The 21,797-nt window shown below is 37.1% G+C and carries 22 protein-coding genes; 20 read left to right on the top strand and 2 right to left on the bottom strand.

Annotated features, from left to right (window positions below; all coding sequences use genetic code 11):
* Nucleotides 1–83: 83 nt before the first annotated feature.
* On the top strand, nucleotides 84–281 hold the full coding sequence (locus tag AC1VNJ_RS09190) for a ChaB family protein (protein ID WP_033580050.1): 198 nt from the start codon (nucleotides 84–86) through the stop codon (nucleotides 279–281).
* Between the two features lie 219 nt (nucleotides 282–500).
* On the opposite strand, the gene AC1VNJ_RS09185 is transcribed toward AC1VNJ_RS09190, so the two are convergent.
* Nucleotides 501–695 (bottom strand): hypothetical protein, encoded by a 195-nt coding sequence (locus AC1VNJ_RS09185; RefSeq protein WP_028414863.1) that lies wholly within the window; start codon nucleotides 693–695, stop codon nucleotides 501–503.
* A gap of 278 nt (nucleotides 696–973) precedes the next feature.
* Between AC1VNJ_RS09185 and AC1VNJ_RS09180 the strand changes: the two genes are divergently transcribed.
* The 19 genes from AC1VNJ_RS09180 (at nucleotide 974) to AC1VNJ_RS09090 (ending at nucleotide 20,501) form a co-directional block, all read left to right on the top strand.
* Nucleotides 974–1,603: a TetR/AcrR family transcriptional regulator gene (locus tag AC1VNJ_RS09180; protein ID WP_482640674.1), complete on the top strand. Its 630-nt coding sequence runs from the start codon at nucleotides 974–976 to the stop codon at nucleotides 1,601–1,603.
* Between the two features lie 68 nt (nucleotides 1,604–1,671).
* Nucleotides 1,672–3,369: an MFS transporter gene (locus AC1VNJ_RS09175; RefSeq protein ID WP_482640673.1), complete on the top strand. Its 1,698-nt coding sequence runs from the start codon at nucleotides 1,672–1,674 to the stop codon at nucleotides 3,367–3,369.
* A gap of 201 nt (nucleotides 3,370–3,570) precedes the next feature.
* Entirely contained in the window at nucleotides 3,571–4,077 is a 507-nt protein-coding gene (locus AC1VNJ_RS09170; RefSeq protein WP_482640672.1) for a DinB family protein, read from the top strand.
* A gap of 472 nt (nucleotides 4,078–4,549) precedes the next feature.
* A complete protein-coding gene (locus AC1VNJ_RS09165) occupies nucleotides 4,550–5,995 on the top strand; it encodes a DHA2 family efflux MFS transporter permease subunit (protein WP_482640671.1) in 1,446 nt (481 codons plus the stop codon).
* 640 nt (nucleotides 5,996–6,635) lie between these two features.
* Entirely contained in the window at nucleotides 6,636–7,112 is a 477-nt protein-coding gene (locus AC1VNJ_RS09160; protein ID WP_033580055.1) for a hypothetical protein, read from the top strand.
* Nucleotides 7,113–7,204: 92 nt separating this feature from the next.
* Nucleotides 7,205–8,011 carry a DUF2262 domain-containing protein gene (locus AC1VNJ_RS09155; RefSeq protein WP_482640670.1) on the top strand — a complete coding sequence of 269 codons (807 nt, stop codon included), beginning with the start codon at nucleotides 7,205–7,207 and terminating at the stop codon, nucleotides 8,009–8,011.
* Between the two features lie 225 nt (nucleotides 8,012–8,236).
* Nucleotides 8,237–8,602, top strand: coding sequence for a DUF2089 domain-containing protein (locus AC1VNJ_RS09150; RefSeq protein ID WP_028409887.1), 366 nt, complete (start codon nucleotides 8,237–8,239; stop codon nucleotides 8,600–8,602).
* Between the two features lie 11 nt (nucleotides 8,603–8,613).
* Entirely contained in the window at nucleotides 8,614–9,003 is a 390-nt protein-coding gene (locus AC1VNJ_RS09145; protein ID WP_482640669.1) for an SHOCT-like domain-containing protein, read from the top strand.
* A gap of 10 nt (nucleotides 9,004–9,013) precedes the next feature.
* Entirely contained in the window at nucleotides 9,014–9,295 is a 282-nt protein-coding gene (locus tag AC1VNJ_RS09140; protein WP_482640668.1) for a hypothetical protein, read from the top strand.
* A gap of 337 nt (nucleotides 9,296–9,632) precedes the next feature.
* The gene (locus AC1VNJ_RS09135; RefSeq protein WP_482640667.1) at nucleotides 9,633–10,841 is read left to right on the top strand and encodes a cytochrome P450; all 1,209 of its coding nucleotides are present in this window, start codon (nucleotides 9,633–9,635) and stop codon (nucleotides 10,839–10,841) included.
* Between the two features lie 363 nt (nucleotides 10,842–11,204).
* Nucleotides 11,205–11,603 carry a DoxX family protein gene (locus tag AC1VNJ_RS09130; RefSeq protein ID WP_034267364.1) on the top strand — a complete coding sequence of 133 codons (399 nt, stop codon included), beginning with the start codon at nucleotides 11,205–11,207 and terminating at the stop codon, nucleotides 11,601–11,603.
* 142 nt (nucleotides 11,604–11,745) lie between these two features.
* Nucleotides 11,746–12,684 carry a ring-cleaving dioxygenase gene (locus AC1VNJ_RS09125; protein WP_328153413.1) on the top strand — a complete coding sequence of 313 codons (939 nt, stop codon included), beginning with the start codon at nucleotides 11,746–11,748 and terminating at the stop codon, nucleotides 12,682–12,684.
* Nucleotides 12,685–12,839: 155 nt separating this feature from the next.
* Nucleotides 12,840–13,406 (top strand): NADPH-dependent FMN reductase, encoded by a 567-nt coding sequence (locus AC1VNJ_RS09120; RefSeq protein ID WP_482640666.1) that lies wholly within the window; start codon nucleotides 12,840–12,842, stop codon nucleotides 13,404–13,406.
* Nucleotides 13,407–13,578: 172 nt separating this feature from the next.
* The gene (gene ycaC / locus AC1VNJ_RS09115) at nucleotides 13,579–14,223 is read left to right on the top strand and encodes an isochorismate family cysteine hydrolase YcaC (RefSeq protein ID WP_482640665.1); all 645 of its coding nucleotides are present in this window, start codon (nucleotides 13,579–13,581) and stop codon (nucleotides 14,221–14,223) included.
* 255 nt (nucleotides 14,224–14,478) lie between these two features.
* A complete protein-coding gene (locus AC1VNJ_RS09110; protein WP_028414847.1) occupies nucleotides 14,479–15,570 on the top strand; it encodes a low temperature requirement protein A in 1,092 nt (363 codons plus the stop codon).
* A gap of 36 nt (nucleotides 15,571–15,606) precedes the next feature.
* Entirely contained in the window at nucleotides 15,607–16,443 is an 837-nt protein-coding gene (locus AC1VNJ_RS09105) for an alpha/beta fold hydrolase (protein ID WP_482640664.1), read from the top strand.
* Nucleotides 16,444–16,776: 333 nt separating this feature from the next.
* Nucleotides 16,777–18,819 (top strand): BglG family transcription antiterminator, encoded by a 2,043-nt coding sequence (locus tag AC1VNJ_RS09100; RefSeq protein WP_482640663.1) that lies wholly within the window; start codon nucleotides 16,777–16,779, stop codon nucleotides 18,817–18,819.
* Entirely contained in the window at nucleotides 18,819–19,100 is a 282-nt protein-coding gene (locus AC1VNJ_RS09095; protein ID WP_025753109.1) for a PTS sugar transporter subunit IIB, read from the top strand. Before AC1VNJ_RS09100 ends, AC1VNJ_RS09095 begins: the two co-directional genes overlap by 1 nt.
* 21 nt (nucleotides 19,101–19,121) lie before the next feature.
* A complete protein-coding gene (locus tag AC1VNJ_RS09090) occupies nucleotides 19,122–20,501 on the top strand; it encodes a PTS ascorbate transporter subunit IIC (RefSeq protein ID WP_482640662.1) in 1,380 nt (459 codons plus the stop codon).
* 233 nt (nucleotides 20,502–20,734) lie between these two features.
* Here the strand turns inward: AC1VNJ_RS09090 and AC1VNJ_RS09085 are convergent, their stop codons facing one another.
* Nucleotides 20,735–21,634, bottom strand: coding sequence for an alpha/beta hydrolase family protein (locus tag AC1VNJ_RS09085; RefSeq protein WP_482640661.1), 900 nt, complete (start codon nucleotides 21,632–21,634; stop codon nucleotides 20,735–20,737).
* Nucleotides 21,635–21,797 lie beyond the last annotated feature (163 nt).

The following is a 21,797-nucleotide window of genomic DNA, read 5'->3' as shown; positions in this document are numbered from 1 at the left end:
GGTTTTCAGAGTTTATTAAATGTTTATACTCATTAAGAACAGGTAAATCAGTAGTAAAAGACGTTTTCAAGGAGGAATACTATATGCCCTACAATTCATTAAAAGAATTGCCTGATGGAGTAAAAGATAACCTTCCTCATCATGCTCAGGAAATTTATAAAGAAGCATTTAACTCAGCGAGTGACGAATACAAAGAAGAAGCTACGGCGCATAAAGTCGCTTGGAATGCAGTGAAAACAAAGTACAAAAAGGATAGTAATGATAACTGGGTGAAAAAATAGCGAGAAAAGAGCTTAAAAGTAGTTTAGTGGAAGGAAGATCCGAACGATAAACTGTTCGGATCTTTTTGTTATGAGGGTGAATGTAGGTGCTTGTAGCCGTTAATTGGATAGCAAGGCGAAAGACTCCTGCAGACTCACTTGCCGCCTGCGAAAAGCGAAGCCTTGCATGGAAATTAACAGCGGTGGAACAAGCAATTTCTACCTTGTTTATATCATTACTTATTCTTTTTCAGCTACGGTAAAGTATTGAACGCTGCTTTTAACGAGTACTAAGTCATTTGCTAAGTCCAATACTTTACTTTTATCTTCAAATCTATATTGTATGTAGTTCTTTGCACGAATAAGTGATTTAGTTTCAACTATATGACTGATTTCACCATTGATTAAATGAAACGTTACTTCAAACTTTTTCATAAGAAAACACCTCCATAATATCAATTTTTACTATTCCTTCATTTCTAATACCATTTCTTTTGAACGTTTTTACAAAAGATTTCACGCAATCCGTCTCTAACAATGGAATGTTTTAACCCTACCCAATTTTTGATATTGACAGATTGGCAATACTTTGTGAGACTTAATATACATGATGTTCATTAGTTTACATTATGTATAAAATGTATGTTGACGATACAGGATAGTTTAAATAGTCCATCGTATGTCTTAATAAAAGTGATACAAGGAGATCAACTATGACTAAAAAAAAAGTAGATCCTAGGATAAAAAGAACAAATAAATACTTAAGAGACGCTTTAGTCGAACTTCTTAAGGAGAAAGATGTCACGTCCATTACGATTCAAGAAATTACGGAAAAAGCGGAATTAACGCGAGGAACATTTTATTTACATTATCAAGATAAGCAAGACTTTCTTGTTCAGATTATGAATGAAGTTCTAGAAGAGCTAATAGAGCAGGTAAAGCCTAAACAAAATAACGAGGCTTCCTCAGAAGTGGAAGAAAAAGATGAGTCTGTTTCTTTTTTAAAGCTTTTTGAATTCATCTACGAACACGCGGATTATTTTAAAGTCATGCTAAGCGACCGAGGATTGCCTCAATTCAGAAGTCATATGACGGAAATTGTAAAGAAAAGAGTGTACGGAGAGCTAATCTCTTCGATTGGAGAAGAAGAGGATGGACTGGATATTCCTAAAGATATCCTGATTAGCTATATTACATCAGCTCATATAGGTGTCATTTGTTCTTGGTTAGAAAGCGATATGAAATTTAGCCCTGCATTTATGGCTGATAAATTAACCCGTTTAACTCTTCTAGGGCCAATTCGAGTGGCAGGTTTAGAAAATAAAATAAAGCTTCCTTACTGAAGCTTTATTTTTTAGTTTGTTGAAATAAAGATATTTTACAATCATGAAAGGCAGAAAGGAATTGTGGTATGAAAATAGAAAAACACTGGGGGATTTCCTTACTGGCAGTTTTAGCTATTGGTCCTGGTTTAATGTTAAACACGTCATTAAATTCTATACGTGACATTCTCCAACAAACGTTTCACAATCAATCTTATATTTCGATAACACCGGTTTTAATAGGGGTTATAAGCTTTGCATTTTGTATTCCGTTTGGACCTATCCTTCGACACAAGTTAGGGGAGAGAAGGAATTATGTTCTTTCGATGTGTTTGTTTCTTATAGGAGCTATCGTAAGTATTGCTTCTAACAGCTTCTTAGGAATGGGAATTGGTCGTTTTTTACAAGGGACAGGAACGGGTTTAGCACTTATGATGATGATTCCAATGCTGGTTCTTTCTTTTCCGATTCAGAAACGGAACTTGGCATTACTGATTCTTATTGGCGGATTTTATGGCTCTAGCGTTGTGGGTATTTTTCTCGGAATGTTAGTGAAAAGCTACGGACACTGGAGATGGTTATTTTATATAGCGGCCGTACTTTCCTTACTGGGAATAGGTTTTAGCTACAAATTTTTAACAAATGATCATGCCAAGCAACAGCAAAAACATCATGAACCATTTGACATCATCGGTGCAGCGTTAATGTTTATGGTTACTGCATTTATTACGTTTACATTACTTAATCTCCAAAAATCAGGATGGGCATCTACTTATGTATGGATAGGCATAGTAGGAAGCATCATTTTTTTATGTTTTTTATTTATAGCAGAATGGCATATTAAAAATCCTTTAATTCCCTTTCGATTAGTGGCTTCTCGAAAACCAGCTCTCGCTATCTTAATCGCTGTTATAGGAAATATTAGTATGAGTCTCACTCTTTTATCCCTACAAGGATTGCTTAAAAGTGAATCTGGTTTTGATAAAGGAGAGATGTCACTGATCTATATCGGGCTTTTTGCCGGGATAGTAATTGCAGCCATATTAAGTGCCGTATTATATGATAAAGTCGGGCCGGGCGTATTAGGTATTATAGGAGCCGTCATTATTATGGGAGTAAACATACAGTGGATGTATGTGGACGGTCATGCTTCAGCTTTTCTCTTTATTATCAGCTTTGCCGCTTTAATCGCAGGAGTAGGATTCACAGTCGCTGCAGGTCTGATGGGTGCTGCTTTAGGCGGACCACTACCAAGCTTAGTCCCTCGGATGGTCACGGTTCAATTTATACGAGTGACAGTATCTGCGGTCATTCCTGTAATCAGCAGTATTGTTTTTGCAAAGGTGTATAAAGATCACCTGGCGACAGTAAGTGCAGAGAGCCAGGTGGCTAGTAAAGAAAATTTCACGCAATCTCTACATGTAAAATCTGAAATCATTACGTATCATACCTTTTCTACGTTTTCGTGTGTATTGAGCATTGTGGTATTCATTCTCTCGTTTTTGATGTTTTTAACAGGTAAGGGACACAAGCTGGCTCATAAGTCGCATGATAAAGAAAAAAATAAAGAAAAGCCGAGTACCGAAAAGGTTCACAGTAAAAAAGCTACTCCCGTTTTTGAGCGTTCGCCTAAAGAGATTGTTTCGAATGGAGTCATTGGTGAAAGCGAGTATAGAGAAGCTTTGAAAAAGTTTGGCCAGCCTAAACCTTCTCCTGATAAAATGCTGCATATGAGAGATCAAGAATATAGAAAAGCTCTTAGAAGGATGAAGGATATAGGACAATAAGTTAAACTGAAGAAGTTTGAATAAAGAAGAGAAAGAGCAAACTCACGTGCAAGGGAGTTTGCTCTTTTCATTTCTACATGTACGCTCTACAGGCATGTTTTATGTAAATTAATAACTAATACAAAAAATACAGTGCAAATATAGCTGGAAATATGTATAATTATTCATAAAATAGAGTAAAAATACAAAAGGAGAACCTAGATGAATTCCTTCATAAAAGAAAGTATTAAATCCCTTGATACACAATTGAATATAATTCAAACTTGTATTAGTAGAGTAGAAGATGATGACATTTGGAAAAAGCTCCGTCAAGAAACGAATAGTATTGGAAACTTATGTTTACATCTTGCCGGCAGCGAATATGCATTTATCGCCAGCATAATTGGTGGTAAGCCTTTTATTAGACAGCGATCTAAAGAGTTTACTGACAACAGAGTAATGAACGCTGATCAGCTGATAGAGAATTTAATCCTTACACGACAACAAAGTAAAGAAGTTATCGGGAATTTTGATTTTAACGATTTAGAAAAATCCATACAAATGCCCTCTACAACAAGTACCTTAATTCCAGAACCAAGTAAAATACAGTCTTGCTTAAGTGTTATCTTATATGCCGTTGAACATTATGCCTATCATACGGGACAAATCGTTTATATGACGAAGCTGCTTCAAACGGAAAATGAACATATCTTAAAATGGAGACACTGAATTCAATCATTCTGTTCAGAACTATTAGTTATTCATAGGTATATAGATATCATTATTTAGTATATTTTAGATAGAAACAGTGCTTATAGCTGTGTTACAATATTTCTGGATACAAAGTGGAAATTCATTTTTCCTTTGTGCAGGGGAATGGTATAAATATGTGCCTTTCCTCTTTTCATTTTTTAGTTCTATCTTGCTTATTGAAAAAGCATATACATAAATGGGAAACAGTTTACATACGTAATTTAGAAATGAAATGGAGAGAGAGGTATCTGTGGAAAGAAACGAATTTAGAAGACAAAAAGCAATCCGGTCAAAAGAGAAGAGAAGGAAAAAGCTTAATCAGCACAATGTCTTAAACTTATTACTAATCTTTATATCGGTATGTATCGTTTGTCTGCTAATCAACTTATCATTGAGATAGAAAAAATTCACCAAAAAGAGTACGTAAAAGAGAGGAAGACAATTTAATATGAGTAATCAACAAACAGCAGCCGAAAGCTCTAACATCAAAGCGCTGCCGATTATTACGTCGTTTCTTATTGCCGGGTTTATCGGTTTATTTAGTGAAACAGCGCTAAATATGGCGTTAAAAGAGCTAATTTCAGGCTTTGGTATTCACGAAACAACGGCACAATGGCTAACAACAGGGTATCTATTAACGTTAGGAATTCTGGTACCTATTTCAGGTTTTATTCTTCAACGGTTTACGACGAGACAGCTTTTTATAGCATCGCTAATCTGCTCGATTATCGGAACATTTATTGCCACTATCGCACCAACGTTTGGGGTGCTAATGATTGCCCGTGTCGTGCAAGCTGTGGGAACTGCCTTACTTTTACCGCTTATGTTCAACACGATTCTTGTTATTATTCCACCGCATAAGCGTGGAAAGTCAATGGGAATCATCGGCCTTGTTATTATGTTTGCTCCAGCTGTTGGACCAACTGTATCAGGCTTAATCTTAAAAACATTAACGTGGCACTGGATTTTCTGGATTTCACTTCCATTATTAGTGGTTGCCTTGGTGTTTGGAGCTTTCTTTATGCAGAACGTTACCACACCAACAAAGCCAAAAATCGATATGATTTCTGTTGTTCTTTCAACAATAGGTTTTGGAGGAATTGTATTTGGATTTAGCAGCGCTGGAGAAGGCGGGGGCTGGGGAAGTCTACAGGTTATTCTAACTCTTGTGATTGGAACTGTTGCACTAGTTGCCTTCTCTATTCGTCAAACGAAGATGAAAGAGCCAATGTTAGACCTTAAAGCCTTTAAGTATCCAATGTTTACAATTGGTCTTTTATTAATTCTAGTCTGCATGATGGTACTACTGTCTGCCATGATGATTTTACCTCTGTACTTACAAACATCATTAGCTTTATCAACCTTTGCCGCTGGCCTAATGCTTCTTCCAGGAGGAGTTATTAACGGAATTCTTTCACCGGTTATGGGCGGATTATTTGACCGTTTTGGTCCCAAATGGCTAGTTATTCCTGGTCTTTTGATTGTAGTCGGCACCATGTATGGTTTTTCAACCGTAACGCTGGAAACGTCAACAGGGTTTATCATTGGGTTGCACATTGCGCTTATGATCGCCATTTCGATGATTATGATGCCAGCTCAAACAAATGGTTTAAACCAGCTTCCACCGGAGCTGTACCCGCATGGAACAGCGATTATGAACACCTTGCAGCAGGTTTCTGGCGCAATTGGAACAGCTGTTGGAATCTCGATTCTGTCATCAGGTTCAAGGAGCTTCCTTGAGACGGTATCAGATAAAATGGATCCATTAAACCAAGTTCTTGCCTTTACCAACGGTGTTCAACATGCGTTCGTCTTTGCGATTATTGTTTCAATTGTTGGATTGGTTATCTCGTTCTTTATCAAGAGAGTCAATGTTGAACAGAAGGCGCATTAATAAAAAACACAGACCATTGTAGGGACTGACCCCATGGAGTGAGACAAATAAAAAACACCTTTAAGTTAAAAAACGGGTATGTAGTACCTAACAATAACTTGGAGGTGTTTTTTTAGGTTTGGGGAAGGGTTTAAGTTAGAAAGATAAAAACTATGGTAGAAACTCTTTTTTTCGAGCAGTATCTTAGTTGATTTTATCTTTTTCTTTTAGATCGAAAACTTATGATAGAGGCTATTACTAAGAAAATAACAGCAGCAACACTAATCTTTATATAAGAAATCTCTAAAGCCCAAGGACCATATTGATTCGCGTTCAAATGATACATGGACCACCATTGGCCATCTTGCCCGTTAGAAAAAGAGAAGATGATCCATAGAAGGAACAAGAAAAGGAACCACACAAAAAAGACGATAATATTAGCGATTTTCTTATTTATTGGTTAGCCCTCCAACTTATAATTTATAGGTAATGTGCTTCTTTCTTATTATAGTAACAGTAATCAGAAAAACGTAAGAATTTTTATTGAAAGAGGCTGAGTAATCCAATTGATGTCTGCTTTGTGTAATACTAAAATTAAACGTAGAAACTTAAAAACATATTTCTACATAATTAGTAAAAGCATGGAAGGGAGGAGGAATAAATGAGTGATTTTGAGTTCTGTGAACGGACCTATACAATCTCTAACTTCAAACAAAATGGGTATGAAAAACTTGTTCTATCTAAACCACTTGATGAAAATGAAGCTGAAGTCCCAGTTACAAGGCGATGGTTTTGGAGTACGGATATAGGAGAATGGGAAGAAGTTGAAATTACGATAGAGGGAAATAGTGAAAAGCCATATGAGGAATTTGTTGAAATGGCGGATTGTATATTGAAACAATTACATATCTATCTTAAAAGGTCATTCGAGTATTTAAAGCAGTTCATTTCTGCACAAAAATTTAGTGTCTATTATCTGTCCGCTGTAAGTTTTGGGCAGCTTTTAAATTTTGACGGACATATTCTTGCAGGATGTTATTTAGCTTTTGTTTACGGCGATTATCCCAATGTATTTCAATATAAAGTAAAGTTCAATAGAAGCGGATGGCCTATTGGTTTTGAAGGTGGACCGCTATAAAGAGATAAAAGCAGAGAATTAACATATCAGTTTGTGACTATATATTTAGGGCGAATTTTTCAACAGCAGTTAAAGAGGGGAATGTATATTAAATGAGTGAATTCAATGAAAAAAAGACATTTGAAAAAGAGTTCTCAGAAGACGTAATTGACATAGCAGCGGTTACAGGTTCAGTAGGGATTGGTGCTGGAATGTCCAGTGAAGAGACGTTATGGACAGCATCAATTGATTTAATCGCATGGAAAAGTTTAGATGAAAATGAAGCTGTCAAAAAAGAAGAGATACAGCTTAGATGGCTAGTGGACGAGGAAGAAGTGGAAAAAGCAATGAATCTACTGCAAAGTAATACCGTTGTAAAGCTACAAGTACGTACGGGAACGGATTCAATGATGCTCGTTAACATTCTGGAACCAGAGTATGAAGACGGAGAGTTAGAAACGATAGTAAAAGAATCAGTAAAGCCGGTTTATTATCATGATGAGATATTTGGCAAGTTTACACTTGAAAAGGGTATTAAAGTTTTTGAAAGAAACATTGCTTGGGAGAATGAACAGTGCGAGCTGTATTTCGACTGGCATGAAGATGAAAGTATGATGAAATCTGCGCTGAAGACAGCACACACACTTTTTGCGGAGAAGGATAAATGGAGCCGAAAAATTAGAATGTATGCCGCAGCGGAACTGGTCGATTTAGCAAACGATTGGCTACAGGAAGAGGATGAAATAGAGGAAATTACAGAAGAAATGTTTATGGATTTTATGAGTTTAGACACTATATCCGTTTATCCAGAAGGTGATTTTGATTTTTATTTTTCTGATGGAGATATGTTTGCAGGACATAGTATCGTTGTAGAAGGAAATATAAATGGGACTTTTACTAGGGCTCAAATTGCAGGATAAATAGAGTGGTTGAATGATAGTTTAAAAACAATTATGTAGTTTAAGAGAAGGCTTTTATCCTTCTCTTTTTTATTTAATTTTGTGGATGAGTTAAAATAGATTATTAATATTATTGAAATTTACATTTAAATTTTTAATTTATTAGTTAAAATTATTTAATTTTATTGTTTTTAATATTAAATAATTGTTGTATAATCAAATTAACTAAAAGAAGGAGATTTGATTATGGCTTATAAAGTACTTACAAATTGTCCTGTCTGCAGTGAAACGTTAAAAATTACCAAGCTGCAGTGCAGCCATTGTCACACGACGATTGAAAATGAGTTTGAATTATCTAAGCTGGCATCTTTATCGAGTGATCAGCTTCATTTTGTAGAAGTATTTTTAACGTGCAGAGGAAATATCAAAGAAGTTGAGAAAGAACTGGGCGTCTCGTACCCAACCGTCCGAGGCAAGCTGACTGACATCATTTCATCTCTTGGATATGTAGAAAAAAAGAAAAACGAAGTAGACGAGAAAAAAGTTGTGTCTATGTTAGAAAATGGTGAAATTACAGCAGAAGAAGCCATCAAGCTCTTAAAAGAAGAATAGGGGGGATTTTTGTGAAAGAGGAAATTACAAAAGTGTTAACAATGGTTCAAGAAGGAAAAATTGATGCAGAAAAGGGATCAGAACTGATTCAAGTATTAAAAGAAAAAGAAGAAACAGGCAATAAACTTTTGAAGAAACGGAATGCGTATTTAGATAAAACGTTGAAAATTCGAGTTGTTTCAACTGAAAATGATAATGTGAAGGTTAATTTGCCAATAAAGCTTGTCAAGCTGGTGTTAATGGCTGGACACAGCATCGCAGCAAGTATTCCTCAATCAGAAAAATATGTAAAAGATATAGACATAAATCTGATTGTTGAAGCAATTGAAAACGAGTTAGATGGCCAGATTGTTGATATTAAATCGGCGAACGGAGATACCGTTTCAGTCATCATTGAGTAACGGTGCGCTTATGATTCATGTAAAAGTGAAAACCAAAGAAGCTCGGTTTAGTATCCCAATTCCATATGCTCTTTTAAACGTTGCTATTAGCGTTGCTTTTTCGAAATTTATCCAGAAGCATATAGATAAATGGACAAAAGAACATTTTAAAAGAAAAGAGCTGAACTTTACTTTTCCGCTAATAGATAAAAGCGTGCTAAAGCCTATCGTCAAGGAACTAAAGAAACATAAGGGAATGGTGCTAGTAGATGTCAAAGCTGCTGACGGGACGGAGGTAAGAGTTAGATTATGATTTACAGAACTAAATTAAAAATGGCTCCAGACGTCTAAGTTCATCTAAAGTAGACTATCTAAATACGAAAAGGCTGAAAAAAGAGACCAGATAGCGTACTATCTTGCTGTAGGATCTCTTTTTTGTAATTCCTTTTTATGTAAGATCAATTTTTGGCGTTCTTAAAGTGAGAATTCTTTTTGTTATTAAACAACAGGTAGATTTATAAAAAACAGATATTTAATACTATTGTGACAATTATTTATAAGTTGTATAATACAACTTATAAACTTTTAATTCACTATATTTTGTTCGTTAAATAAAGTAGTAGTTTGGCGTACTAAAGGAGATGTATGTAATGGCTGTCAAAAAAGTGATTAACTTAGCCCCAATAACGCCCATGAAAGAATTAAATACAAAAGAGAAGTATTTTAACCCGTTTCCAATCTATGAAATGTTTCGAAAAGAAAATCCCGTACGCTATGATGAGGAAAGAAAGTGCTGGGATATCTTTTTATATGAAGATGTAGACTACGTTCTTAAACACCACGAGCTCTTTTCTTCTCAGCAGCAGCGAATGGTAGAAGGAGAAAACTTATTAAGGATGGATCCTCCGCGTCACAAACAAATGCGCGATCTTGTTAATAAAGCATTTACGCCTAGAGAAATTAATAATCTTGCTCCTCGTATTAAAGACATTACTAACCAGCTGCTGCAACATGTCATGGATAAAGGAGAAATGAAGATGATTCATGACTTTGCCATGCCGCTTCCCGTCATCGTCATTGCTGATTTGCTCGGCGTTCCGGCCGAGGACAGAGAGAAGTTTAAGGAATGGTCAGATATCCTTGTAAAAGGGGTAAGCGAAAATAAGCCTGAAGCGTATGAAGCAGTGAAGCATGAACAACAGAAAGCCCGCGATGAATTAAAGGAATACCTTCATAGAATTGTGCATATAAGACGTCTAGATCCTAAACAAGATATCATATCAGCTTTACTTTCATCAGAAGTTGACGGAGGTAAGCTTACAGATAGCGAAATATTAGAATTTAGTATACTGCTTTTAGCTGCTGGTAACGAAACGACGACAAACTTAATTACAAATGGAGTCCGGCTTCTTACTGAAATACCAAGTCTGCAAAAGCAAGTGACAAATGATCTTTCACTTGTGCCAACTATGGTGGAGGAGGTTCTGCGGTTTTATCCACCCGTACAGGCACCTTCCCGTATTGCTATAAAAGATGTTGAACTTAGAGGTAAGACAATTAGAAAAGGGGACGCGGTGACAGCTTGGGTAGCATCAGCTAACCGAGATGAAGCAAAATTTCCTCATGCGAATGTATTTCAAGCGGATCGTAAGCCAAATCAGCACCTTACTTTTGGGAAGGGAATTCACTTTTGTTTAGGTGCTCCTTTAGCCCGTTTAGAAGCAAAAATTGCGTTTGAAGAACTGCTAAGCAAATGTGCGGATCTTCAAGTGAAAAAAGGTTCAGTAATAGAACGAACTCCCGCACCGCAAATGTACGGTGTGGTAGAATATCCTGTTACCTTTTCAGTAAACCGTTAATTGTAGGGAATCGTTTATGCTAGCAGGAGCTCTAGATTACGTTCTTCTAGCGGAATAGAATGCATGTAGAAGGAGCATTTTCATGTTGAAAATGCTCCTTTTTTTAGTGGAAGCATAGATAAGATCTGGAGTCAGTCATCATATTCAGCCTGAAGACTTATCAGGTTTGAAGCTCTTTTTTATGTTTAAAAAAGGTAAAAGGTTCATATCCACATAAGATAATGAATATTCTTTTTATACGTTGTTAAGCAGCTTATAAAAAAATTATGTTGACAGTAAAAACGTATAGTTTTATAATTATCCTTAATTCAAGATATTTTAATTCGAGATTTTAAGATGATGAAAAAATAGGAGGAATAAAAAATTGTGAGTATTGGTTTGTTGTTAATACGTTTGGTCATTGGATTATCTTTTATGGCTCATGGAACTCAGAAGTTATTTGGATGGTTTGGCGGCCACGGCTTAAAAGGAACGGGCGGATGGTTTGAATCTATCGGAATGAAGCCAGGCGTTAGAATGGCGTTAATGGCTGGTTTATCTGAGCTAGTAGGTGGAGCTTTATTTGCTGCAGGACTTCTTACGCCGCTTGGAGCACTTTTGATTGCCGGAACAATGATTATGGCGATTGTGAAAGTACACGGTCCAAATGGATACTGGGCAACACAAAATGGGTATGAATATAACCTTACGCTTTTAGTTGTAGCGATCAGTGTAGCAATTGCTGGACCAGGTTATTATGCACTAGATACTTTTATTTTCTAAAAGAGAAAATGGGTTGGAATAAGCAAGGTGCTTTTATTTTTTGACTAATATCTCGAATTCGAGATATTTACGATAAATAGTTGTAATTTTAAGAGGGATAACGAAACATATGACGAAAAATGTATCGAAGGAGATGGTAGTAATGAGTAAAAAAACAGCGGGTATTCATCATATCACGGCGATTGTAGGTCATCCTCAGGAAAATGTTGATTTCTATGCGGGCGTGTTAGGGTTACGCTTGGTCAAACAAACGGTAAACTTTGATGATCCAGGAACGTATCACCTTTACTTTGGGAATGAAGGCGGAAAACCTGGAACGATTATCACATTCTTTCCGTGGGCAAATGCACGACAAGGAAAAATAGGCGACGGGCAAGTTGGCGTAACTTCCTATGTGGTTCCAAAAGGTGCGATGGGCTTTTGGGAACAGCGATTAGCTAAGTTTGGAGTTCCAGCTACAAAGATGGAGCGATTTGGAGAGCAGTATTTAGAGTTTGACGATCCTCATGGTTTGCATCTAGAGATTGTGGAAAGAGAAGAGGGTGAAAAGAATACGTGGCAAGCTGGTGAAATTAATTCGGATGTTGCTATTAAAGGATTCGGAGGCGCTACGTTATTATCGGTTCGACCTGATGAAACAGCTCAATTATTAGAAGACGTAATGGGGCTACAAAAAGTAGGGCAAGAAGGAGATTTTATACGTTTTCAATCATCAGCTGACATTGGAAATATCATCGATTTAAAATTAACAACCATTGGACGCGGGCAAATGGGCGTTGGAACGGTTCACCATATTGCATGGCGAGCAAAAGATGATGAAGATCAGTTGGAATGGCAGAAATACGTAGCCGATAGCGGATACGGAGTGACGGCTGTCCGAGATCGAAATTACTTTAATGCGATTTACTTTAAAGAACACGGAGACATTCTATTTGAAATTGCAACAGACCCTCCAGGCTTTGCACATGATGAGTCACTTGAAACAATGGGAGAAAAGCTCATGCTTCCTGAACAGTACGAAACCCATCGAGATCAAATTGAAAGAGCTTTGATTCCTTTTGAAGTGAGAGAATTAGACTGAATTTTACTAAAATAATTCCTTTAGTAATGGTAAAACGCTAGTTTAACCCTAAATTAGGTACAAAGAAGGAATTAATTTATCTATATATAAAACTAATATCTATATTTGAAACACCATGGTAATATGAAATTAATTCCAAGTGAGGAGGTGAATAGATGACAAAAACCATTGGTCTTATTTGTGGAAGTTTACGAAAGAATTCGTATAACCGAATGATTGCTGAGTTATTGACTACATTAGATGACTCAGCTCAATATCGCTGGATCGAAATAAGCAGCCTGCCTTTTTTTAATGAAGACTTAGAAGCTGACGGATCACCAGAATCTGTCGCATCCTTTAGAGCTGCGATTCAAGATGTTGACGGTGTTATCATTGTAAGTCCAGAGTACAATTCCGGAATTACAGGAGTATTAAAAAATGCTTTGGACTGGGCATCAAGACCTCGGACTTCTTCTGTTTTAAACAGAAAACCAGTTGGTCTCATTGGAGCAACTCCAGGAGGCTTCGGTACCGCTTTTGCTCAAAAACAAACGAGAGAAGTACTGGAAGCTATGCAAGTTCATGTTTTACCATTTCAAAAAATGCTGATTTCGCAAGTTCATGAAAAAGTTGATGCTCAACAAAAGGTACTAACTGATGAGTCAACGAAACGCTATCTTCAGCGCTACTTACAGCAGTTCATTCATTGGATTGATCAAGCGCCTGTTCCTGTTCTAGATTAAGAAAGAGAACACACCTCACGAACCTTCACCTCAGAAATAGCTTTTCTTTCTATAGATGTTTTACTCAACAGATCATAAATGAAATCCAAAAAACCGTTCAAATGATAGACCGCTTGTAAGGAACGGAAAAGGTACGTGTCCTTACTTGCCTTAATTTAAGGAGGATGATAAAATGTCTGATCTTTACTCTCGCCTTTCAAAAGATGATGCTGCCGTGCTTTTAGTTGACCACCAAACGGGCCTTATTTCCGGCCTTGTACGTGATTATGGTGTTGATGAATTTAAAAACAACGTATTGGCTCTTGGTGATACGGCTAAATTCTTTGATTTACCGGTTATTTTAACAACTAGCTTTGAAAATGGACCCAACGGCCCGCTAATGGGGGAACTCGTGGATTTGTTTCCTGACGCGCCAAAAATAGCTCGTCCTGGACAAATTAACGCGTGGGACAATGAAGACTTTGTTAAAGCCATTAAAGCGACTGGGAAAAAACAGCTGATTATCGCGGGTGTAGTGACAGACGTCTGCGTCGCTTTTCCTGCGCTTTCTGCCATTAAAGCAGGCTATGAAGTGTTTGTTGTGACAGATGCTTCAGGTACGTTTAATAAGCAAGTAGCCGATGCAGCATTAACGCGTGTGGCTCACGGGGGTGCACAGCTTATGAACTGGTTTAGCGTAGCGTGCGAGCTTCAGCGTGACTGGCGCAACGACGTTGAAGGTTTTGGCAATTTAATTTCTAGTCATCTTCCTGGTTATCAAAACTTAATGGGCAGCTATAGAGGAGCTCAGCGCGATTTCAGCAAGCAGGGCGTTTAACGTAGCGGAGCTTCATTTTGGCATCGGTCGTTCTCTTTACATATAAGACATGAAAGTAGAATGGCATCTATGGAGCATTTATGTGACGGAGAAAATGTAACGACATAAGAGCAATTGTTAGCTAGGCGAGCCGACTGATGAACAGTCGGCTCATCTAGCTTTTACTACGCTACCTGTCATGAAGTATGCATCTCTTGTATATAAAATAAAATACATTCGCTACAGCTTATAAATGATAGGAAGGGATGCGGAGTAGTGGAAGAAAAAAAAGTTACGTGGCTGGAGCTTTTTTATGATTTGTTGTTTGTGGCAGCGGTTGCTACTGCTACGCATGTTTTGCTTCACGTTGAACAAGGGTATATTCATGGGGAGTACTTGTTAAAGTTTGTACTAATTTTTATTCCTATATGGTGGGCGTGGACCGGACAAACGATGTTTATCAACCGGTTTGGACAGGATTTTTTGCATCAGCGCATCTTTATGATTCTTCAAATGCTGTTTGTTCTTATCATGATCTCAAGCCTGTCTGTAGATTTTGATCAATATTACGTCTCTTTTCTGATTGGCTATATTGGACTAAGAGCGTTAACCGCTCTTCAGTATCTTATTGTTCAAAAATTTGAACGAGATGAAAGAAAAAAAGTTGCTGTGTTTTTAGGCACGTGCTTTGGGATTGGGATCTTTATCTCGCTTCTTTCGCTTTTTTTTGATTCATGGATTCGCTACGCCGTGTTGTATACAGGAATTGCAGTGGATATGATTTTACCTATTTTAGGGCATAATAGACTGGCAAAATTACCGACCAATACCGCTCATTTATTAGAGCGTTTTGCTTTGTTAACATTAATCCTGTTTGGAGAATCCGTTGTCAGCATTCTTGCTGTGATACAGCCACAAAAAGGGGACTGGAATACCATTTTATTTTCGGTTATTTCATTTGTCCTGATTATTGCTATGTGGTGGCAGTACTTTGAGAATGTAGAAAAGAAAGTAAACAAGTCTATTCAAAGAGCCGGACAAACGATTATTTACGGACACTTACTTATCCTCATGTCTCTAAGCATGATTGCAGCATCGATTAAGCTCATGTTTTTACATGAAGTTCAGTACACATTCAGCTTATATTTTGTATTCGGATCCGTGCTGCTTTATTTCATGGCAACCACTCTTGTTTTTCACCAATATAGATTTGAACAACATCGTTTGAAAGTGTATCACTTGGGAATGTTTTTAGGAATTTTAGCACTGTTTTTTATTATTAACTTAATACTGATTGTTCCCAGCACTCTCATCATAGGAGAATTAGCGATCTTTTTTATGATCTACGCTAGGTTTACGACCACTTAACCAAATAAAGAATGACTATATAATGGAGGTAGCGAAATGGCAAAAATTACGGTAGGAACAGAAAATGAAGCACCTATTGAACTATACTATGAGGATCACGGGACAGGAAAGCCGGTTGTCTTAATTCACGGCTGGCCACTAAGCGGACGGTCTTGGGAATATCAAGTTCCGGCTCTTATTGAGGCTGGACACAGAGTCATCACGTATGACCGCCGAGGATTCGGCAAGTCTTCTCAGCCATGGAACGGCTACGATTATGATACATTCGCTGCTGATTTACATCAGCTGCTAGAACAGTTGGATTTAAAAAATGTGACACTAGTTGGGTTTTCGATGGGTGGCGGAGAAGTAGCCCGTTATGTAGGAACGTACGGCACAGATAGAGTAGAAAAAGCCGTATTTGCAGGAGCCGTACCACCATTTCTTTACAAGTCAGAGGATCATCCTGAAGGAGCATTAGGTGACGCAGGCATTCAAGAATTTGAAAACGGCGTAAAAAATGATCGTTTAGCTTTTCTTGATGATTTTACAAAAACATTTTTTGGAGCTAAAGACGGAAAGGGCTTAGTCAGCGAACCATTTCGACTGTACAACCGGGATATTGCAGCAGCTGCATCGCCCAAAGGAACATTAGACTGTATAGCTGCTTTCAGCAAAACGGATTTCAGAGACGATTTAGCTAAGTTTACAATACCGACTCTTATTATTCACGGTGATGCAGACGAGATCGTTCCATTTGAATATAGCGGAAAGCGAACGCATGAAGCCATTTCTGATTCGAAATTAGCTTTAATAAAAGGCGGTCCTCACGGCTTAAATGCAACGCATGCACATGAATTTAACGAAGCGCTGCTTTCGTTTTTAAGAGACTGAATGTAAGTGATGGTTTTGTAGGTGACAATAGTTCCAATCATGATGGTAAATAGTAAAAGAAGCTGCCGAAGGGTCGCTTCTTTTTTTGTTTTTACGCCGATAGAAAAGCTTACTATAGTAAGGGAGGTCATTTACATTGCTTTACTATAGATTTAAAAGATAAAAATCAAAAAATAAACGTTTGTCATTCTGTGGTGCGTTATATTAAACTTTTAAATGGAAAATATAACCTTCAGCCCAATGGCTATTCTAAAACGACAACAAAGATTGGATTGAACAGTTATGTAATCGCTAACACTTCTATTTTATAATAAACATGAGGAGGATAATAAGATGTTTGATCATAAATCATTGCAGCTGCTTGAGCAGATGATTAATTACCCGAAGTTATCAATTCCGGAGTTGAGACTTCAAATAAATTTATCACCTCGACAATTTGCTTATACGCTTGATAAGTTGAACAATGCATTAAGCAATTTAGATTTACCGGAAATTCAAGTGATTGATATAGAATTTAAGGTTGATGAAAGAATTAAAAATTATTGGAAACTAGAAGGCACATCGCTTAACCGTCAGCAGTCAGTTTTTCAAGAGACTGAGCGGATATACTTAATTTATTTATACACGTATATAAGAAAAGAGCCGATAGCAAATATACATTATCAGTCTTTTCTGCAGGTAAGCAGGAATACAGCACTAGCGGATATTAAAAAGCTTCGTTCGTATTGTGAGAAAGAAGGCATTCAGTTATCTTATAACCGGACAGATGGCTTTCATCTAGAGGGAGAAGAGAGACTTAAGCGTCGATTTGCAACTATTTGTATTGGAACACTTTTGCAATTGCCAATGGGCATTTCAGGGATGAAGCAGGTTCTTAATAGTTGGAATTATGAAAATACAGGTTCAGCAATTAGAGAGAACGTAAATGATTTAGCTGAAAAATATCGGATTGATTTTGTTAGTAACCGGCTAGATCAGCTAGTTTATGAACTCTTATTTCTACAGTGCAGGTCTGGGCATCATAAACTGATTCTACCAATCAAGCAAATTAAATTAATGAAAGAACAGCCCTTACTAAAAATGGGGGAAGAGCTATCAGCTTATTTATTTGATGAAGTGGCTGAAGCAGAGGTTATCTATCTAACGGTTCAATTGTTGTCTGCTATGCAGAATATAGACGAGCTCCATATTGATGAAAAGCTTGACCTTGTATCGAGTACTATTATTTCAGAAGTAGAGCGCTTAATATTAGTACCATTTAAGGAAAGGCATATTTTAAAATCGCTCTTATATAAACATTTGGTACCAGCCTATTTTAGAATCATCTGTGAAGTGCCATTATCAAATCCGTTGATTGACACAATTAAAACAGAGCACGGTGTACTCTTTGAATTTGTTAAACAGGCGTTGAAGCCACTTTCTGAATATACGGGAAAATGTATTTCAGATGAAGAGATAGGGTATTTTACGATTTTATTCGGTGGGCATGTTCGAAAACTGGAGGCTAAACCTAAAGTGTATAAAGCCACAATCGTTTGCCCAAACGGGATTAGTTCCTCTATGATGCTACGAACGCAATTACGACAACTGTTTCCAAAATTGCATTTTACAGAATCATATTCGGCTGCAGAAATCGAAAAACTGTCACCAGACAGTTACGATATGATTTTTTCAACTATTTATTTGGAATCATCCAAGCCTGTTTATTTAACACGTCCATTATTAACAGCGCTAGAGGAAAACTATTTGCAGCAGGCCGTGGCAGCCGATTTCAATTTGCCGGTTCAATCAACTATCCCAATGGATAAGTTAATGGCGACCATACGAAAATATGCAACTATTAAAAATGAAAAAGCGCTTTATGAAGATTTAACGAAACATTTAAGACAAAGCCATACACGTGAAAGGAGTTACGCCCCTATGCTTTCTGAACTTTTAACAGAGGATAAGATTCAATTCTCTGACGATTCTCTAGAGTGGGAAGAAGCAATCCAATTGGCAGCAAAACCTTTGGAGGAACAGCATTATATTACCTCAGCCTATACTCAAGCAATGATTGATAGAGTTTTAGAAATGGGAGCTTTTATTCATATAGGGAAAGGAATTGCTATTCCTCATGCCCGGCCAGAACAAGGTGTACAAGAGCTTGGTATGTCCCTTTTACGAATGAAGAAACCAGTTTTGTTACTGAACCAAGAAGAACATGCAATTGACTTGTTTATCTGTCTAGCAGCCATTGATAACAAATTACATTTAAAAGCACTGTCAGAATTGACCTCATTTCTAGTAAATGAAGACTCATTAAAACGTTTAAAAGAAGCTGAAACTTCAGCTGAAATTATAGCTATGATGCGAAAAAAAGGAGAAGATGAATAATGAAAATTTTAACAGTATGCGGATCAGGATTAGGAACAAGTTTTATGGTAGAAATGAATATTCAACAGTTGTTGAATGAGATGGGAGTAAGCGGGGTGGAAGTAAATCATTCTGATTTAGGTTCTGCAACACCAGAGGATGCAGACGTGTTCTTTCTTGCAAAAGATATTGCAGAGGGCGGGGCAAGCTTAGGAAACGTCGTAATTTTGGATAATATTATTGATTTAGAAGAATTACGTACCAAATTAACCGGGGTTCTGCAAGAAAAAAATCTACTGTAAAGAAATTGAGAGGTGATAGAGATGAATCAGGTGTTAAATGTATTAATTAACGTTCTGAGTGAACCCTCAGTTTTAGTAGCCATAATTGCTTTAGTAGGTCTACTGGCACAAAAGAAAAATCTTTCAGATACACTAAAAGGAACAACAAAAACGTTTGTTGGATTCCTGGTTATTACAGCAGGTGCAGGGATACTTCAGCAAGCACTCGCACCATTTGGAGAAATGTTCAAAGCAGCATTTAACGTAAACGGTGTCGTTCCAAATAATGAAGCCATCGTTGCGATTGCACTGAGTAAATATGGCTCTTCAACCGCATTAATTATGTTTTTTGGTATGATTGTAAACCTGCTGATTGCTCGTTTTACACGATTTAAATATATTTTTCTGACAGGACATATCACTTTGTACATGTCCTGTATGATTGCCATCATTTTATCCGTAAGTGGTTTTACATCGTTTTCATTAATTCTTTTTGGTGCTTTAACAGTGGGAATTTTTATGACTCTTTCTCCAGCCCTCGTTCAGCCTTTTATCCGTAAACTAACAGGTAATGATAATGTGGCACTAGGACATTCTGGAGCAGTTGGTTTTGCAGTTGGTGGTCTCGTGGGGATGGCTGTAAAGGGAAAGAAAGAGATTGTATCAACAGAAAAAATTAACTTTCCAAAAGGGCTGGGCTTCTTACGAGACAGTACGGTTAGTATTGCATTAACTATGGCGATTTTCTACGTTATTGTCGCTCTTTTTGCGGGGCCTGGTTATGTCGAAGGAAAATTAAGTGACGGAAAAAACTATATTTTATTTGCGGTACTTCAAGCAGGAATGTTTTCTGCCGGCGTTTTCGTCATTTTAGCTGGTGTACGATTGGTATTAGCTGAAATTGTACCAGCATTTAAAGGGATATCTTCTAAAATTGTGCCAAATTCAAAGCCAGCATTAGATGTTCCAATTATATATACTTATGCACCAAACGCTGTATTAATTGGTTTCTTTTCAAGTTTTTTAGGCGGCATTGTTAGTATGTTAATACTAGTTTTATCAGGAGGAATCATTATTTTGCCAGGTGTAGTACCTCACTTCTTTACCGGTGCAGCTGCAGGGGTGTTTGGAAATGCAATGGGTGGTGTACGCGGTGCGATTTTAGGATCATTTGTGAACGGCCTTTTAATCAGTTTCATGCCAATTCTATTAATACCCGTGTTGGGAGATTTGGGTCTATCAAATGCTACATTTTCAGATTCAGACTTCGGTATAGTGGGACTATTCTTGAGTGGGCTAGCTCATTTCAGTGGAAAAACTACCATTATGGTTGGTATTGGTTTAGTGTTACTGATAATGATCTTGGCCAGTATACGCAAGCAAGAAAGTCATGCAGTGCCTTACAAAAAAGTTGAGAAATAAAAAATGATAGACAAGAGCTTGAAGTAGTATCGTCAATCCATTCATTATCAGTTCATGCAATTAACAAAGGCATTCTGACCGCTTCAAGGATTCTTTAGGGTGACGCATCTGATTCGTAAGCATAAGGTTACAAATAAAATCCCTTAGAAGCTCATCAGTTTCTAAGGGATTTTAACTGCTCTTCTTTAGATATAATTGCTTCAAAAGAAAAGGTGGTACAACTGACTAATCTGTTAAAAAGAATGTAATAAAAAGTTCAATATAGTGTTTTGCAGGTCCTCATGAAACTCTTTGCGATTAAAGCCTTCCGGATCCTGAGAAGGGAGGAAGGTAGGAGATTTCATAAAGTCCGGAAATGGACTGAGAAATGAAAAATGTCCTCCATTTTCTACAACGATATACTGAACTTTTTCCGCATCAGGAACCCCATTTAACACAAATTCCCCGTGAAAAGAAGGAGTAATCGTATCCTTTTCTCCTGTAATCATTAAAATAGGTATATTCACGTCTTGAAGCGCTCCTCTTTCTCTGAACCATCCGGCGGCTGGCGCTAAAAGAATAAGTGATTGAACCCGCTTATCACGATCAACAGATAAACAATAAGGCTTTTGATCAGGAGATTCAGAAGGAAAAGAAGTGGGAACTCCACCTGCTACGGCAAGAGCCGTATATCCTCCCATTGAATGGCCAATAAGAGAAATATTATTTGAATGAATGGATGGAGAAAAGGAATTTTCTTTTAAAAACCAATCGATTACAGTACGTATATGAGTAGGGCGATTTTTTAGGTTATCTATTGTTCCAGATAGCGTATTATTCTCTCGATTATTAAATGGATGTTGAGGTATTCCTACAATAAAACCATTACGTGCTAAAAACTGGGCAATGGTTCGATAAGCAAGAGGCGTGCTTCCATCGCCATGAGAAATAATGACTAAAGGAAATAATCCGTCTGAAAGTGGAGCATCTTGCGCAGCGCTTATCGTGTAAGGTCCCATCTTTTCAACTTGTTCTTCTTTGTATGTAGGATACATAATAAGCAGAGGCAAGACGTTTTTATGTTCTTGATTTTCTATATCTACGAATTGACATCCGGCATAAAATAACTGTCTTTCATCTTTTTTTATTTGCACGTATATCCTCCTCCTTGTTTTTAAAAATCCCTATTAGAACAGGCTCATATATGAAATTTGATTCATTTAGCTCTCTTGAAAAATCAATTTGGATACTTTTAACTAACAAATATATAAATTGATTTTTTAAAGTTATTCACTGCTAGTATCTTGAGATAATTTG

The organism is Priestia sp. 3CA3 (assembly GCF_056836725.1).
Note: the sequence above shows the minus strand (reverse complement) of the source record. Positions and strands in the feature narration are given on the sequence as shown.

What these genes read in the sequence shown, in the direction of transcription:
- AC1VNJ_RS09090 (WP_482640662.1), top strand. Translation starts at nt 19,122, where the DNA reads ATGAATCAGGTGTTAAATGTATTAATTAACGTTCTGAGTGAACCCTCA.
- AC1VNJ_RS09100 (WP_482640663.1), top strand. Translation starts at nt 16,777, where the DNA reads ATGTTTGATCATAAATCATTGCAGCTGCTTGAGCAGATGATTAATTAC.
- AC1VNJ_RS09175 (WP_482640673.1), top strand. Translation starts at nt 1,672, where the DNA reads ATGAAAATAGAAAAACACTGGGGGATTTCCTTACTGGCAGTTTTAGCT.
- AC1VNJ_RS09120 (WP_482640666.1), top strand. Translation starts at nt 12,840, where the DNA reads ATGACAAAAACCATTGGTCTTATTTGTGGAAGTTTACGAAAGAATTCG.
- AC1VNJ_RS09140 (WP_482640668.1), top strand. Translation starts at nt 9,014, where the DNA reads ATGATTCATGTAAAAGTGAAAACCAAAGAAGCTCGGTTTAGTATCCCA.
- AC1VNJ_RS09150 (WP_028409887.1), top strand. Translation starts at nt 8,237, where the DNA reads ATGGCTTATAAAGTACTTACAAATTGTCCTGTCTGCAGTGAAACGTTA.
- AC1VNJ_RS09190 (WP_033580050.1), top strand. Translation starts at nt 84, where the DNA reads ATGCCCTACAATTCATTAAAAGAATTGCCTGATGGAGTAAAAGATAAC.
- AC1VNJ_RS09125 (WP_328153413.1), top strand. Translation starts at nt 11,746, where the DNA reads ATGAGTAAAAAAACAGCGGGTATTCATCATATCACGGCGATTGTAGGT.
- AC1VNJ_RS09155 (WP_482640670.1), top strand. Translation starts at nt 7,205, where the DNA reads ATGAGTGAATTCAATGAAAAAAAGACATTTGAAAAAGAGTTCTCAGAA.
- AC1VNJ_RS09105 (WP_482640664.1), top strand. Translation starts at nt 15,607, where the DNA reads ATGGCAAAAATTACGGTAGGAACAGAAAATGAAGCACCTATTGAACTA.
- AC1VNJ_RS09165 (WP_482640671.1), top strand. Translation starts at nt 4,550, where the DNA reads ATGAGTAATCAACAAACAGCAGCCGAAAGCTCTAACATCAAAGCGCTG.
- AC1VNJ_RS09135 (WP_482640667.1), top strand. Translation starts at nt 9,633, where the DNA reads ATGGCTGTCAAAAAAGTGATTAACTTAGCCCCAATAACGCCCATGAAA.
- AC1VNJ_RS09160 (WP_033580055.1), top strand. Translation starts at nt 6,636, where the DNA reads ATGAGTGATTTTGAGTTCTGTGAACGGACCTATACAATCTCTAACTTC.
- ycaC (WP_482640665.1), top strand. Translation starts at nt 13,579, where the DNA reads ATGTCTGATCTTTACTCTCGCCTTTCAAAAGATGATGCTGCCGTGCTT.
- AC1VNJ_RS09170 (WP_482640672.1), top strand. Translation starts at nt 3,571, where the DNA reads ATGAATTCCTTCATAAAAGAAAGTATTAAATCCCTTGATACACAATTG.
- AC1VNJ_RS09185 (WP_028414863.1), bottom strand. Translation starts at nt 695, where the DNA reads ATGAAAAAGTTTGAAGTAACGTTTCATTTAATCAATGGTGAAATCAGT.
- AC1VNJ_RS09095 (WP_025753109.1), top strand. Translation starts at nt 18,819, where the DNA reads ATGAAAATTTTAACAGTATGCGGATCAGGATTAGGAACAAGTTTTATG.
- AC1VNJ_RS09180 (WP_482640674.1), top strand. Translation starts at nt 974, where the DNA reads ATGACTAAAAAAAAAGTAGATCCTAGGATAAAAAGAACAAATAAATAC.